The 14,437-nt window shown below is 69.5% G+C and carries 17 protein-coding genes; 9 read left to right on the forward strand and 8 right to left on the reverse strand.

Going from position 1 to position 14,437, the window contains the following annotated elements:
- Positions 1 to 148: 148 nt before the first annotated feature.
- The 6 genes from ACG10_RS19415 to ACG10_RS19440 form a co-directional block, all read right to left on the reverse strand.
- Complete coding sequence (locus ACG10_RS19415; RefSeq protein WP_089169465.1) at positions 149 to 640, reverse strand: disulfide bond formation protein B; 492 nt, start codon at positions 638 to 640, stop codon at positions 149 to 151.
- A gap of 133 nt (positions 641 to 773) precedes the next feature.
- Positions 774 to 2,003, reverse strand: coding sequence for a heme biosynthesis HemY N-terminal domain-containing protein (locus ACG10_RS19420; protein ID WP_089169466.1), 1,230 nt, complete (start codon positions 2,001 to 2,003; stop codon positions 774 to 776).
- Positions 2,000 to 3,115, reverse strand: a complete 1,116-nt coding sequence (locus ACG10_RS19425; RefSeq protein WP_232487143.1) for a uroporphyrinogen-III C-methyltransferase — start codon at positions 3,113 to 3,115, stop codon at positions 2,000 to 2,002. Before ACG10_RS19425 ends, ACG10_RS19420 begins: the two co-directional genes overlap by 4 nt.
- Before the next feature lie 16 nt (positions 3,116 to 3,131).
- On the reverse strand, positions 3,132 to 3,920 hold the full coding sequence (locus ACG10_RS19430; RefSeq protein WP_089169467.1) for a uroporphyrinogen-III synthase: 789 nt from the start codon (positions 3,918 to 3,920) through the stop codon (positions 3,132 to 3,134).
- A complete protein-coding gene (gene hemC / locus ACG10_RS19435; RefSeq protein ID WP_089169468.1) occupies positions 3,917 to 4,855 on the reverse strand; it encodes a hydroxymethylbilane synthase in 939 nt (312 codons plus the stop codon). Before hemC ends, ACG10_RS19430 begins: the two co-directional genes overlap by 4 nt.
- A 134-nt stretch (positions 4,856 to 4,989) precedes the next feature.
- On the reverse strand, positions 4,990 to 5,748 hold the full coding sequence (locus tag ACG10_RS19440) for a LytR/AlgR family response regulator transcription factor (protein ID WP_089169469.1): 759 nt from the start codon (positions 5,746 to 5,748) through the stop codon (positions 4,990 to 4,992).
- Positions 5,749 to 6,024: 276 nt separating this feature from the next.
- Here ACG10_RS19440 and argH point away from each other — a divergent pair, with 276 nt between their 5' ends.
- Positions 6,025 to 7,419, forward strand: a complete 1,395-nt coding sequence (gene argH / locus ACG10_RS19445; RefSeq protein ID WP_089169470.1) for an argininosuccinate lyase — start codon at positions 6,025 to 6,027, stop codon at positions 7,417 to 7,419.
- Between the two features lie 39 nt (positions 7,420 to 7,458).
- Here the strand turns inward: argH and ACG10_RS19450 are convergent, their stop codons facing one another.
- Positions 7,459 to 8,433, reverse strand: a complete 975-nt coding sequence (locus tag ACG10_RS19450; protein WP_089169471.1) for a magnesium transporter CorA family protein — start codon at positions 8,431 to 8,433, stop codon at positions 7,459 to 7,461.
- Between the two features lie 111 nt (positions 8,434 to 8,544).
- Here ACG10_RS19450 and ACG10_RS24560 point away from each other — a divergent pair, with 111 nt between their 5' ends.
- Positions 8,545 to 9,012, forward strand: coding sequence for a hypothetical protein (locus tag ACG10_RS24560; RefSeq protein WP_232487144.1), 468 nt, complete (start codon positions 8,545 to 8,547; stop codon positions 9,010 to 9,012).
- Positions 9,013 to 9,078: 66 nt separating this feature from the next.
- Positions 9,079 to 9,321, forward strand: a complete 243-nt coding sequence (locus ACG10_RS19460) for a TIGR02647 family protein (protein ID WP_039806481.1) — start codon at positions 9,079 to 9,081, stop codon at positions 9,319 to 9,321.
- Between the two features lie 11 nt (positions 9,322 to 9,332).
- On the opposite strand, the gene cyaY is transcribed toward ACG10_RS19460, so the two are convergent.
- Positions 9,333 to 9,665, reverse strand: a complete 333-nt coding sequence (gene cyaY / locus ACG10_RS19465; RefSeq protein ID WP_089169472.1) for an iron donor protein CyaY — start codon at positions 9,663 to 9,665, stop codon at positions 9,333 to 9,335.
- A gap of 174 nt (positions 9,666 to 9,839) precedes the next feature.
- Here cyaY and lptM point away from each other — a divergent pair, with 174 nt between their 5' ends.
- Genes lptM through ACG10_RS19495 form a run of 6 tightly spaced genes read left to right on the forward strand, consistent with a single transcriptional unit; the run spans position 9,840 to position 14,436 of the window.
- On the forward strand, positions 9,840 to 9,974 hold the full coding sequence (gene lptM / locus ACG10_RS19470) for an LPS translocon maturation chaperone LptM (RefSeq protein WP_039806485.1): 135 nt from the start codon (positions 9,840 to 9,842) through the stop codon (positions 9,972 to 9,974).
- 55 nt (positions 9,975 to 10,029) lie between these two features.
- Positions 10,030 to 11,277: a diaminopimelate decarboxylase gene (gene lysA, locus ACG10_RS19475; RefSeq protein WP_089169473.1), complete on the forward strand. Its 1,248-nt coding sequence runs from the start codon at positions 10,030 to 10,032 to the stop codon at positions 11,275 to 11,277.
- 13 nt (positions 11,278 to 11,290) lie between these two features.
- Entirely contained in the window at positions 11,291 to 12,121 is an 831-nt protein-coding gene (gene dapF / locus ACG10_RS19480) for a diaminopimelate epimerase (protein ID WP_089169474.1), read from the forward strand.
- Between the two features lie 11 nt (positions 12,122 to 12,132).
- A complete protein-coding gene (locus tag ACG10_RS19485; protein WP_089169475.1) occupies positions 12,133 to 12,828 on the forward strand; it encodes a DUF484 family protein in 696 nt (231 codons plus the stop codon).
- A 10-nt stretch (positions 12,829 to 12,838) separates the two neighbouring features.
- Complete coding sequence (xerC, locus tag ACG10_RS19490) at positions 12,839 to 13,738, forward strand: tyrosine recombinase XerC (RefSeq protein ID WP_089169476.1); 900 nt, start codon at positions 12,839 to 12,841, stop codon at positions 13,736 to 13,738.
- On the forward strand, positions 13,735 to 14,436 hold the full coding sequence (locus tag ACG10_RS19495) for an HAD family hydrolase (RefSeq protein WP_089169477.1): 702 nt from the start codon (positions 13,735 to 13,737) through the stop codon (positions 14,434 to 14,436). Before xerC ends, ACG10_RS19495 begins: the two co-directional genes overlap by 4 nt.
- Position 14,437 lies beyond the last annotated feature (1 nt).

Genomic DNA, 14,437 nt, shown 5'->3' on the forward strand with positions numbered 1-14,437 from the left:
TGCATCCGGCGTGGGAGGGTGCGATCGGACGACAGGATCGACTGACACATGCCGGCAGAGTATGCCCGTCGCGCCGTGCCAGCAAGCCATGCGCCGACGAAAGTTCATACGCTTGTTCGAGGCGCCAGGCGGGCGCCCCGGGGGGAGATCAGACGCGACGCAGCAGCTGGAACAGGGCGAACAGGATCATCGCGACGAACGCCAGCAGGCTCCATTCCGGCAGGCTCATGCCGAACAGCGTCCAGCCGACCTCGGCGCAGTCAGCCGTGCCATGCAGGACCTGGCGGACGATTTCCTGGAACGGCAGTGCCTCCATCATGTATTCCAGGCTGGGCAGGCAGGACGGCAGCTGCTCCGGCGGAATATTCTGCAGCCAGACCTGGCGCCCGGCGGTAGCCGCCCCACCCAGCGCGGCGAACAGGGCGAAGCCGGCATACAGCCGCCGGCCGAGCAGCGCCGGCCCGTGCAGCGCGGCGACCAGACAGACCAGTCCGAAGAGGATGACGAAGATGCGCTGCACGATGCACAGAGGACAGGGATCCAGGCCGACCCCATGCTCCAGGTAGAGCGCACCGCCGAGCAGCGCGAGACTAGCGAGAAAGGCGAGAAGAAAGAGGGAACGTGGGCTGGCCAGGCTCATGGCTGCTCCGAGTCGAAGACAAGGGCGCTACGGTAGAGGAAAGCGCCCCGGGCTTTCAAGGTACGAAAGCTCTAGGGCGCTCGATTCGTGCAGAGCCCGACAGTTGCCCACACGAAGGGGAACGCGGCCGCCCTCAGGGGGTGGCCGGCTCGGACAGCGCAGGCAGCCGGTCGAGCTTCAGCCCTTCCTGGAACAGCCGGTTGCTGTGTTCGGTTTCGCCCAACTGGGCCAGCAGGCGCGCCAGCTCGGCACAGGTTTCGGCGCTGCGGCTGAGGGCCAGGCTGGCCTCCAGGTATTCCCGCGCCTTGTCGAACTGCTCGTTGACCAGGCTCAGGCGGCCGAGAGTCAGCAGCAGCAGCGGATCTTCCGGCTGCTTCTCCAGCAGGCTCTGGGCCAGATGCAGCTGGCGCGACGGGTCGCTGCTGCGTATCTGGCCGTAGAGATAGGCCAGACGATCCTCGTAGTGCTGCTTGAGGGCCGCACGCAGGACCGCCTCGGCCTCGTCCTCCGAACCCAGCTCGCGCAGACGGGTGGCGTAGGCATAGAGCAGGCCGGCATCGTGCTGCAGCGACGAGGGCATCTGGCTCCAGCAGCCGGTCACCAGACTGCGGGCGGTTTCGCCCGCCTTCAGCTCGCCCTTGCCGGCCCGCTCCAGGGCCGCGGCCCAGGTCAGGTGTTCCAGATCGTCCAGCTTGTCGGCCGGCAGCACGCGGCGCTTGCGCAGCGTGGGCAGCAGCTGGCACAGCGCCGACCAGTCCTGCAGCTGGACGTAGAGTTTCTGCAGCAGGCCCAGGACATAGGCATGCTGGGGGTGATCCGCGTGCAGCTGTTGCAGGACGGCCAGCGCCGGCTGGTATTCGCCGCGGTCGATCAACAGGCGGGCCTGGGTCAGGCCGATGGCGACCTCCGCCTTCGGCTCGCGCTCGCGGGCCTGGCGCAGCAGATCATCGCTCTGGGCGTACTCGCCCAGCTCGTTGGCCGCCCGCGCGGCGCCCAGGTAGTGCACCAGCGGCTGCTGGTCGCTGGCCGCGGCCCGGCCCAGCTGACGCAGCGCCTGCTCCCAGTTGCCCTCGGCCAGATCGCGCTGCCCGTGCAGGGCGGCCTGGCGGGCGCGCCGGTTGCGGTTGCGCTGCGACCAGGGCAGCACCACGCCGGCCGAAGCGGCGACCAGGCCGACCGCCCAGCGCAGCACGAAGAAGGCGACACCCAGCACCATCAGCAGGCCGAGGAAGACCCAGAGGCTGGACTCGAAACGGTAGCCCTTGTAGGCGAACAGCACGTAGCCCGGATGCTCGGCGATCGCCATGCCGAGCAGGACGGCGCCGGCGATGACCGCCAGCAGGAGCAGATAGAGACGGCTCATTGACGGGTGCCCTCCTTCTTCGTGGAGGCGGCGGCAGCCTCGGCCTCTTCACGCTGCGCCTGACGGCGCTGCAGATAGTTCTGCAGCGCGCTCACGGTCGGCGACAGGTCGGGCATCTGCAGCGCCACCGGCTGCCTGGACAGCTCGGTCAGGCGTTTGCCGAGGGCGGCGCTCTGCGGATGATCCGGATTGAACTGGCCGGCCAGCACTTCCTGGGCCTGCTGCAGCGCCTGCCGGTAAACCTCGGGAGAGGCATTCAGCACCGCCCACTGGGCCTGCTCCAGGGCCAGCGCCAGGGTCAGGTGGACCTGCGCCAGGTTCTGCCCGCTCAGCAGCGGGCGGATGTCCTGATCGGCGTGCAGGTCGACGCGCACGAAGCGGGAGACCTTTTCCCACAGTTGCTGCCAGCGGTCGGCGACGAGCGGCGCCTGCTCCTGCTCGTAGATCGGCGCCAGCGGCTTGAGCTGGGCAGCCTGCTCGCGCAGCGCACCGAGGCTCAGGAAGAGGCCGATGCGGTCCGGCGGGGTCAGGCTGCGCAGGGCTTCCAGACTGCGCGCCAGCACCTGGCGCACCGGGAAGGAGGCCGGATCATCCTGCTCGCGCAGGATGCCGTCGGCCGCCTCGAGCAGATGACGGGCGCTGTTGATGTCCTGCATGGCGGTCAGACGCAGGTTGGCCAGGCGCAGCAGGTATTCGGCCTCGGCCAGCCGCCAGTCCTCGCGGCTGGCGCCGGTCAGCTTGTCGAGCCGCTGGACGAGCTTCTCCTGGCCGCTCTCCAGCATGGACATGGTGCGCGCTTGTGCCTCCAGATCGGAACGCGCCGCGAACTGCGACAGGCGGCCGGTGATGCTCCGCTCGCTCTGCTTCAGGGCATCCATCTGGCTGCTCAGGGCAGACTCGAAGCGGCTGCTCTGCACCAGTTCGCCGGCCTGCATCTCGCGCAGCTGCCAGAGGCCCCAGCCGCCGAGACCCGCGCCGCCGGCGCCGATCAGCAGGGCCAGGACGGCCACGGCGCCGGAGACTCCGCCACCCTTGGCGGTCGGGGCGGGCGCGGCGAGCGGTTGTTCATTGTTGTTGTTCGTAGGAGTGTTCGGGGGGGCTGCTTCGCTCACGTATACATCCTTCGGGTCAAAAGGTCGGCGCTGGGCGGCCCTGGAGCGCGGCCAGCAAGGCAGTGGCACTGGCGCCATGGCAGTCCACGACAGTCTGGAATCCCGCCGCACGGGCCATTTCGGCGACCCGCGGACTCGGCACAAACAAGGGTATCCGAAGCAGTGCCGGCCAGTCAGCCGCCGCCAGCTGGCGCAGATGCTCGAATCCTTGCCCGCTGCTGATCTGCAGGCCGTTCAGGCGCCCCATGCGGATCCGCTCGAGCAGGGTGCCGGGCGGGTAGTCCGGCAGGGTGCGCCGGTAGAGTTCGACATGATCGACGGGCAGCCCCCGGCTGTGCAACGAGTCGGCGATGAGTTCGCGACCGCCCTCCCCGCGCAGGATCAGCACCCGCGGCCGGGGCACGGCCAGCGCTGCGGCCAGCTCGGGCAGCGCCAGCAGCGCCTCGCTGTCCTCGCCGGCGGTCGGCCAGACAGCCCTCAGGCCGTAGTCGGCGAGGATCTCGCCGGTCGCCGCGCCGACGCCGAACCAGCACTGGTTCGCCGGCGGCTGTGGCCAGTAGCGGTCGAGCAGCTCCAGGCCCAGGCGGGCAGCGGGCTTGCTGACCACGATGACCGCGCTGTAGCGATCCAGGTCGAGAAACAGACTGCGCAGTTCCGGGGTTTCCGCCAGCGGCTCGATAGCCAGCAGCGGCAGGCTGCTGCCGTGGATGCCCTCCTCGGCCAGGCGGCCGGCCAAGGCGGCGCACTCCTCGGCCGGACGGGTGAGCAGCAGACGCCATCCATTGGAGTCCGGCCGCACCGTCATGGCCGCTCGCTCTCGCCGTAGACCGCCGCCAGAATCCGCTGTGCGCCCTGGGCCAGCAGCGCCTCGGCCACCCGCACGCCGAGCGCCTCGGCCTCGCCGCTGGGGGCACGCTCTTCGGCGCGCAGCAGCAGGCTGCCGTCCGGCTGACCGACCAGACCGCGCAGCCACAGCTGGTCGCCCTCCAGCTCGGCATAGCAGGCGATGGGCACCTGGCAGCCGCCGTTGAGGCGCTTGTTCAGCGCGCGTTCGGCGCCGACCCGCAGCGCGGTCGGCGCATGGTTGAGCGGCGCGAGCAGGGCCTGGATCTCGCGGTCGGCGCTGCGGCACTCGATGCCCACCGCGCCCTGCCCGCCGGCCGGCAGGCTGTCGGCGACGGCGATCCGGGAGCGGATGCGCGCCTCGAAGCCGAGGCGGATCAGCCCGGCGGCGGCGAGGATGATGGCGTCGTACTCGCCGGCATCCAGCTTGGCCAGACGGGTATTCACATTGCCGCGCAGGAACTGGATCTTCAGGTCGGGGCGGCGCGCCAGCAGCTGGGCCTGGCGGCGCAAGCTGGAGGTGCCGACCACGCTGCCGGCCGGCAGTGCGTCGAGACTGGCAAAGGCGTTGGAAACGAAGGCGTCGCGCGGATCCTCGCGCTCGCAGATGCAGTACAGGCCGAGCCCCTCGGGGAACTCCATCGGCACGTCCTTCATCGAGTGCACGGCGATGTCGGCTTCGTTCTCCAGCAGGGCGGTTTCCAGCTCCTTGACGAACAGCCCCTTGCCGCCGATCTTCGCCAGCGGCGCGTCGAGCAGCTTGTCGCCGCGGCTGACCATCGGCACCAGGCTGACCACCAGCCCCGGGTGGGCCTGTTCCAGACGCGCCTTGACGTGTTCGGCCTGCCACAGGGCCAGGGCACTCTTGCGGGTGGCGATGCGGATCTCGCGGGACATGGGGCATTCCAGAACGACGGAGTGCCGGGGATGATAGCAGGATCGGGCTGAAAGCTGGGCAGTCCTGCCCGTGGGGGACGCGCCGTCCATGCGCAGGGTGATGGCAGCAGGCCTCCCGGCCGGCCGGACGAACCTCAGGGCGCGGCCAGGTGGTTGTGCATCAGCTTGCGCACCCCGGCGACGTGCCGCCGGCTCACGGTCAGCGCGGAGTCGCCGAGGCCGCGCAGATAGAGCTGGAAATGCCCGAGCGGCGTGCGCTGCAGCCGTTCAATGCGGTCGCGGGCGACCAGCGCATTGCGATGGATGCGCACGAAGCGCTCGCCGAACTCATCCTCCAGGGCCTTCAGCGGCTCGTCCAGCAGCACTTCGCCGCCCTCGTGGCGCAGGGTCACGTACTTGTGGTCGGCGATGAAGAAGATCGCCTTGTCCACCGGCACCAGCTCGATACCCCGGCGGGTGCGCGCGCTGATATGGGTACGCGGCACATTGCCATCCGTCAGCGGCGGACGGGTCAACGCGGCCAGCTGGACCCGGCTGGGACGCTGGGCCCTCTGCAGGGCCTCGCGCAGCTGCTCGAGCCGCACCGGCTTCAGCAGATGGCCCACGCCGGTGTTCTGCAGCGCCGCCACGGCGAATTCATCGGCGGCGGCGCAGAAGATCAGGGCGGGCGAGGCCTCCCGCTCGCACAGCCGGGCGGCCACCTGCAGGCCGTCCAGCCCGGGCATGCGGATATCCAGCAGAACGATATCCGGCCTCAAGTTGTCGATCAGGGCCAGCGCCTCCTCGCCGTTGCCGGCCGGAGGCTCGAGCACGCGATAGCCATCGAGCTCGCTCACCTGTCGGCAGAGCTGCTCCCTGGCCAGAGGGTCGTCGTCGACGATCAGAACATTCATGTTGCTTCGGCTTCCCGCGTCAGTCCGGACATGAATAGCGTAGACAGCCGGAGTGACAGCCGTCACGGTCCGGGCCGGGAGAATTGTGCGGCACGCGGCGCCGGGCGCGGCCGGCAGGGGCTGCAGGGTTTTCCCGCATACCCTGCTATCATCCGCCAGGGCCTGTTAACACTACCCTCCGCAGTTGCGGAGGGTAGTGTTAACAGGCCCTCGTCCATCCACCCTGACGGCCGCCTCCGCGGCCGTCCGCATTTGCGCAGCAGCCGAGAGAACGCCATGAGCGCCGAGAAAACCAACCAGTCCTGGGGCGGCCGTTTCAGCGAGCCGGTCGACGCCTTCGTCGCCCGCTTCACCGCCTCCGTCGACTTCGACAAGCGCCTGTACCGCCACGACATCATGGGCTCCATCGCCCACGCCACCATGCTGGAGCAGGCCGGCGTGCTGAGCATTGCCGAGCGCGACGCGATCATCGACGGCCTCACCCAGATCCAGGCCGAGATCGAGGCCGGCCAGTTCGACTGGCGCGTCGACCTGGAGGACGTGCACATGAACATCGAGGCGCGCCTGACCGATCGCATCGGCATCACCGGCAAAAAGCTGCACACCGGACGTAGCCGCAACGACCAGGTGGCCACCGACATCCGCCTGTGGCTGCGCGACGAGATCGACGTGATCATCAAAGAGATCACCCGCCTGCAGGAAGGTCTGCTGGAGCAGGCCGAGCAGCACGCCGACGTCATCATGCCCGGCTTCACCCACCTGCAGACCGCCCAGCCGGTGAGCTTCGGCCATCACCTCCTGGCCTGGTTCGAGATGCTGTCGCGCGACCACGAGCGCCTGGTCGACTGCCGCAAGCGGGTCAACCGCATGCCGCTGGGCTCGGCCGCGCTGGCCGGCACCACCTACCCGATCCAGCGCGAGATCACCTGCCGGCTGCTCGGCTTCGAGGCCATCGGCGGCAACTCGCTGGACGGCGTGTCGGATCGCGACTTCGCCATCGAATTCTGCGCCGCCGCCTCCCTGGCGATGATGCACCTGTCGCGCTTCTCCGAGGAGCTGGTGCTGTGGACCAGCGCCCAGTTCAACTTCATCGAGCTGCCCGACCGCTTCTGCACCGGCTCGTCGATCATGCCGCAGAAGAAGAACCCGGACGTCCCCGAGCTGGTGCGCGGCAAGTCCGGCCGGGTGTTCGGCGCGCTGACCGGCCTCTTGACCCTGATGAAGGGCCAGCCGCTGGCCTACAACAAGGACAACCAGGAGGACAAGGAGCCGCTGTTCGACGCCGCCGACACCCTGCGCGACAGCCTGCGCGCCTTCGCCGACATGGTCCCGGCGCTCAAGCCGCGCGTCGAGGTGATGCGCGAAGCCGCCCGCCGCGGCTTCTCCACCGCCACCGATCTCGCCGACTACCTGGTGCGCAAGGGCCTGCCGTTCCGCGACTGCCACGAGATCGTCGGCCATGCGGTGAAGTACGGCGTTGCGACCGGCAAGGACCTGGCCGAGATGTCGCTGGATGAGCTGCGCCAGTTCAGCGACCAGATCGGCGACGACGTGTTCGCCGTGCTGACCCTGGAAGGCTCGGTCAACGCCCGCGACCACATCGGCGGCACCGCGCCTGCCCAGGTGCGCGCCGCCGTGGCCCGCGGCAAGGCGCTGCTGGCCGCGCGCTGAGACCGGGCTGTGTAGCGCGGGCGTGCCGCGCCGCCCGCACTACAGCCAGTTCTTGAACCTGAACCAGGCGTAGGACAGCGCCGCCGAGCCGACCATCAGGCCCAGCGCCAGCGGGTAGCCGAAGTACCACTCCAGCTCCGGCATGTGGCGGAAGTTCATCCCGTAGACGGTGCCGACCAGGGTCGGCGGCAGGAACAGCACCGCGGCGATGGAGAACACCTTGATGATGCTGTTCTGCTCGATGCTGATCAGCCCGAGGGTGGCCTCGAGCAGGAAGCTGCTCTCCCCGGACATCTTCGCCTGGTACTCGCCGAGGGAGCGCACGTCCCGTTCGGCGGTCTGCAGCCAGCCCCGCGCCGCCTCGTCCAGCCAGCCGTTGCCGGCCTGGCGGACGTAGCTGATCTGCCGGTCGATGCTCAGCAGGCTCTCGTTCAGTCGGGCCTGCAGGGCATTGTGCCGCCCGAGCAGCTTGACGACCTTCTGCAGGTCGGTCTTTTCCGGGTGGCGCTCGGCGGACTCGCTGAAGATCGCCCGCGACAGGCTGTTCAGTTGCTTCTGCAACGTCTCCAGCACGTCGGCGATGCGGTCGACGACGCTGTCGATCAGCGCCGCGAAAACCAGCTCGCTGCAGCACTTGGACCCGAGCCGCTGGACCCGCTGCCCGGCGAAGGTGCGAAACGCCGACAGCTCGGCGTAGCGCACCGTTACCAGCCACTGGCGGCCGAGCACAAAGGACACCTCGGCGATGCCGGGCTGATGCTCGCTGATGCCGCTGACCAGGCTGGCGGTCATGTAGAGGGTGCCGGCACTCTCGTAGAAGCGCGAGGAATCCTCGATCTCCGTCATTTCCTCGCGGGTCGGGATGTCCACCCCGAGCATCCGCTCGAGGAACAGCTCCTCCTCGCGGCTGGGCTGCAGCAGGTCGATCCACAGAGCGCCCGGCGGCAGCGCCTGGAGATCTTGCGCCGGCTGCCGGCGCAGGCCGTCGGCGTCGAGCAGGTAATAGGTGATCATGCAATGCCGTCCTGTTCCAGGGCATGGAGTGGAATGGACCGGCGACCGCGGCCTGCGGCCGGTCGCCGGGCGTTATCATCGCGCGGCCGATCCACCACGGAGTCACCGTCCATGAGTGCCGAGCGAACCACCGACGCGCGCAGGAGCACCTCGGGCGCCCCGCGCTTCCAGATCGCCGCCGACCGCCAGTCGGCCACGCGGCGCGTACGTTATATCGAGACCAGCCATGCCGACGACGGGAGCTGCCGTCTCTGCCAACTGGACAGCGGCACCTTGACCGCCGCAGGAGAACCCATGAGCCAGCCAGACCAAGAACCGATGGACGACGAAGCCTTCGCCGAACAGACGCTGATCGAGGCCATCGAGAACCAGATCGCGGCGGACGACCCGCCGGCCGCCAAGGCCACCCTGAACAAGCTGACCCTGGTCGGCTACGAACGGGAGGAGAGCCTCCGCCTGATGGCCCTGGTACTGGCCCACGAGATCGCCGCCATGCTGCGCGAGGACCGCCCGTTCGACAGCGCCTGGTACGCGCAGGCCCTGCGCGCGCTGCCGGAGCTGCCCGAGGCGGCCGGCTAATCAGCGCGACGGCCGCTACACTGGAGGACAACCGCCGTCGCCGACGGCCTGCCCCTGGAGTTGCCCATGGCCTTCACCCAAACGCTGGTTGCCGAACTGGAAATCCTCGCCCTGTTCAACCTGGACAACGTCCAGGAAGAAGGCATCAAGGTCCACCAAGATGCCGCCCCGGAGGCTGTGGCCGCCGCCCGCCGGCTGCACGACAAGGGTCTGATCAGCCGACCCGACGGCGGCTATCTGACCAGTCTGGGCGTGGACGCCGCCGAACAGGCGCAGAGCCTGCTGACCATCCTGAGCGGTCCGCGCTGACCGCCCGCGGCTCAGAGCTCGGGGAACTCCAGTTCCTCGCCGACCTGTTCGAGGGTGACGCGGGCCAGCAGCTCACCCAGGGAGTCGCCGCTGGCATCGCAGATCCAGCGGCCTCCGGCTTCGTCGTAGTCGAAGTGGAAGCCGCCGGAGCGCGCCGCCAGCCACAGCTGGCGCAGCGGCTCCTGGCGGCTGAGGATGAGCTGGCTGCCGTTCTCGAAGCGGACGGACAGCACGCCCGCGGAGTTCTCCAGATCGACGTCCAGGTCGCTGTCTTCGAAAATGTCCTCGACGGCCTGCTGCAGGTCGTCGATCAGTCCGTGGAAGCGGGCTTCGGTAAGGCTCATGCGGGTTCCTCGTCAGAACAATGGCGCTCAAGGCTGGCAACGATAGCCGATTCACACGCCGGCGGGGATGGCAGCGCCCTGCAGGGCCCGCCCGGCGGGGGGCCCGCGCATAGGCAAGGCGCCGGGGGGCCGGTATACTCCGGCGCACTCGATGCGTTCACAAGGATTTCCGTCATGAAGCGCCTGCTGCTTCAGCTACTCGCTCTGGCCGTGCTCGCCGCTCCCCTTGCCGGCTGTGGTCAGAAGGGCCCGCTCTACCTTCCTGACGACAAGAAAGCCGGCCACCGCAAAGACCGTTTCGAATTCTAAGAACCTGCCCGGTCGCCGCTGCGCGCCAGGACAGGCTTCTTCCCAGGAGGCCCCCATGGAACCCTTCAACTACCGCGACGGCTCGCTGTTCGCGGAAGGCGTGGCGCTGTCCGCCATTGCCGCACGCTTCGGCACCCCCACCTACGTCTACTCCCGCGCCCATATCGAGGAGCGCTACCGCGCCTACGCCGACGCCCTGGCCGGCATGCCGCACCTGGTCTGCTTCGCGGTCAAGGCCAACTCCAACCTCGCCGTGCTGAACCTCCTGGCGCGCCTCGGCGCCGGCTTCGACATCGTCTCCCGCGGCGAGCTGGAGCGCGTGCTGGCCGCCGGCGGCGATCCGGCGAAGGTGGTGTTCTCCGGGGTCGGCAAGACCCGCGAGGACATGCGCCGCGCCCTCGAGGTCGGCGTGCACTGCTTCAACGTCGAATCCGAGGTGGAGCTGGAGCGCCTGCAGGAAGTCGCCGCCGAACTCGGCGTCAAGGCCCCGGTGTCGCTGCGCGTCAATCCGGACGTGGATGCCCAGACCCATCCCTACATCTCCACCGGGCTCAAAGAAAACAAGTTCGGCATCGACATCGAGCAGGCCGAGGAGGTCTATGTCGGCGCCGCCGCGCTGCCCAACCTGGAGGTGCTCGGCGTCGACTGCCACATCGGCTCCCAGCTGACCACCCTCTCGCCCTTCCTCGACGCCCTGGACCGCCTGCTGCTGCTGGTCGACCGCCTGGCCGCGCGCGGCATCGCCATCCGCCACCTGGATCTCGGCGGCGGCCTCGGCGTGCAGTACCGCGCCGAGCAACCGCCTGCGCCCGGCGAGTACATCGCCGCGGTGCGCGACCGGCTTGCCGGCCGCGCCCTGGCCCTGGTCTTCGAGCCGGGCCGCTCGATCGTCGCCAACGCCGGCGTGCTGCTGACCCGTGTGGAATACCTCAAGCACACCGAGCACAAGGACTTCGCGGTGATCGACGCGGCGATGAACGACCTGATTCGCCCGGCCCTCTACCAGGCCTGGATGGACGTGGTGCCGGTGACCCCCCACGGCGGCGAGGTCTGCAGCTACGACTTGGTCGGACCGATCTGCGAGACCGGCGACTTCCTCGCCAAGGACCGCGAGCTGGCCCTGGTCGAGGGTGACCTGCTGGCGGTGCGCTCGGCCGGCGCCTACGGCTTCGTCATGAGCTCCAACTACAACACCCGCGGCCGCGCCGCCGAGGTGCTGGTGGACGGCGAGCAGATGCACCTGGTCCGCTGCCGCGAAACCATCGAGGAAATCTACGCCGGCGAAAGCCTGCTGCCCAACTGACACGGAGGCAGGCATGCTGCTGCGTTTCACCAAGATGCACGGCCTCGGCAACGACTTCATGGTCCTAGATCTGGTCAGCCAGCACGCGCACATCCAGCCCAAGCACGCCCGGCAGTGGGGGGACCGCCATACCGGCATCGGCTTCGACCAACTGCTGATCGTCGAGCCGCCGAGCCGGCCGGACGTGGACTTCCGCTACCGCATCTTCAACGCCGACGGCTCGGAGGTGGAGCAGTGCGGCAACGGCGCGCGCTGCTTCGCCCGCTTCGTGCTCGACAAGCGCCTGACGGTGAAGAAGCGCATCCGCGTGGAAACCAGGAGCGGTCTCATCGAGCTGGACGTTCGCCCGGACGGCCAGGTCTGCGTCGACATGGGCCCGCCGCGCCTGGAGCCGCAGGAGATTCCCTTCCAGGCCGAAGCCGCCGCCCTCAACTATTGTGTCGAGGTCGACGGCCGGGAGGTCGAGTTCGCCGCGCTGTCCATGGGCAATCCCCATGCGGTGCTGCGGGTGGAGGATGTGGAAAGCGCACCGGTGCACGCGTTGGGGCCTAAACTGGAACATCACCCACGCTTTCCGCAGCGGGTCAACGTGGGCTTCCTCCAAGTCGTCGACCGCCAGCACGCCCGGCTGCGCGTCTGGGAGCGCGGTGCCGGCGAGACCCAGGCCTGCGGTACCGGCGCCTGCGCGGCGGCGGTGGCGGCGATCCGCCAGGGCTGGATGGATTCGCCGGTGCTGATCGATCTGCCGGGCGGCCGACTGTCCATCGCCTGGGCAGGCCCTGGCCAATCGGTGATGATGACCGGCCCGGCGGTGCGCGTGTATGAAGGCCAGGTACGTCTATGAGGGTGTAGCCAATGAGTGAGCAGTCCCAGGAACCCGTCGATGCCACAGCGGTTGAAGATTTCCTGCGCCGGAATCCGCAGTTTTTCCGGGGGCGCGAAGAACTGCTGGCGGAGCTGAGCATTCCCCATCCGAGCGGCGCCGCGGTGTCGCTGGTGGAGCGCCAGCTCGGCCTTTTGCGCGAGCGCAACCACGAGCTGCGCGGGCGTCTGGGACATCTGATGGAGGTGGCCCGCGACAACGACCGGCTGTTCGACAAGACCCGCCGCCTGGTCCTCGACCTGCTCGACGCAATCACCCTGGAAGAGGCGGTCGGCCTGGTCGAGGACAGCCTGCGCCACGAGTTCCAGATTCCCTTCGTCGGGCTGATCCTGTTCGGCGAGCACGCCAGTCCGGCCGGCCGCTGGGTCGACACCGAGGAAGCCCTGCAGGCCATCGGCGGCCTGCTGGCCTGCGGCAAGCCGCTGTGCGGCGTGCTGCGCAGCCACGAGCTGGGCTTCCTGTTCGGCGAGGAGCGCCGTCCGCAGATCGGCTCGGCCGCGGTGGCCGCCCTCGACCACCAGGGCCTGCACGGCGTGCTGGCGGTCGGCAGCCCCGATCCCCAGCACTACCGGAGCAGCCTCGGCACCCTCTTTCTCGGCTACATCGCCGACGTCCTCGCCCGCCTGCTGCCGCGCCTGGCCAGCAGCCCGCTGCGCCCGGTCCGTTAGGGCCTAGAGCATGCAGGCCGATCTCGACGCCTTCCTCGACCACCTGCGCAGCGAGCGCCAGGTGTCGCAGCACACCCTCGACGGCTACCGCCGCGATCTCGGCAAGGTCTTCGCCTACTGCGAGCGGGAAGGCCTGGCTGCCTGGAGCGCCCTGGACGCTGCCCGCCTGCGCCGGCTGATCGCCAAACTGCACCTGCAGGGGCTCTCCGGCCCCAGCCTGGCACGCCTGCTCTCGGCGGTGCGCGGCTTCTATCGCTACCTGCTGCGCGAGGGCCGCTGCCAACACGACCCCGCCGCCGGCCTGAGCCCGCCCAAGAGCGAACGCCGGTTGCCGCGCACCCTGGACGCCGACCGTACCCAGCAGCTCCTCGACGGCGCCGTCGAGGACGACTTCATCGCCCGCCGCGACCAGGCTATCCTCGAACTCTTCTACTCCTCCGGCCTGCGCCTCTCGGAACTGGTCGGCCTGGACCTGGAGCGCCTCGACCTGGCCGCCGGCCTGGTGCGAGTGCACGGCAAGGGCAACAAGGTCCGCGACCTGCCGATCGGCCGCAAGGCGCGCGAGGCGCTGGAGGCCTGGCTGCCGCTGCGGGCGCTGACGCGGCCGGCCGACGGCGCGCTGTTCGTCGGCCGCCAGGGCCGCCGCCTGGGCCCGCGCGCCGTGCAGCTGCGGGTGCGCCAGGCCGGCGTGCGCGAGCTGGGCCAGCACCTGCACCCGCACATGCTGCGGCACAGCTTCGCCAGCCATCTGCTGGAGTCCTCCCAGGACCTGCGCGCCGTGCAGGAACTGCTCGGGCACGCCGACATCGCCACCACGCAGATCTATACCCATCTCGACTTCCAGCACCTGGCGGCGGTCTACGACCAGGCCCATCCGCGGGCGCGCCGTCGCAAGGACGAGACCCCATGAACATCCGCCTGATCACCTTCGACCTCGACGACACCCTGTGGAACGTCGCCCCGGTCATCGAAAGCGCCGAAGCCGAGCTGCGCGACTGGCTGGGCCGTCATGCGCCCCTGCTCGGCGCGGTGCCGGTCGAGCACCTGTGGCCGATCCGCGCCCGCCTGGTCGAAGGCGAGCCGGCGCTCAAGCACCGCATCAGCGAGCTGCGCCGCCGCGTGCTGCTGCACGCCCTCGAGGAGGCCGGCTACCCCGCTGCCGAGGCGCGGGAGCTGGCCGGGCAGGCCTTCGAGACCTTCCTCGCCGCGCGCCACCGCATCGAGTTCTTCCCCGAAACGCAGCCGACCCTGGAAATCCTCGCCGACCGCTACGTCCTCGGCGTGCTGACCAACGGCAACGCCGACGTGCGCCGCCTGGGCCTGGCCGACTATTTCCGCTTCACCCTCTGCGCCGAGGAGCTGGGCATCGGCAAGCCCGATCCGCAGCCGTTCCGCGAGGCGCTGCGGCGCGGCGGGGTGTCCGCCGAGCAGGCGGTGCACATCGGCGACCATCCCGACGACGATATCCAGGGCGCCCAGCGCGCCGGCCTGCGGGCGATCTGGTACAACCCCGCCGGCAAGCCCTGGAGCCACGCCGGCGCGCCGGATGCGCAGATCGCCAGCCTGGCCGAGCTGCCGGCACTGCTCGGCCGCTGGCAGGCCGGCTGAC

Source organism: Azotobacter chroococcum (assembly GCF_002220155.1).
GTDB lineage: Bacteria > Pseudomonadota > Gammaproteobacteria > Pseudomonadales > Pseudomonadaceae > Azotobacter > Azotobacter chroococcum.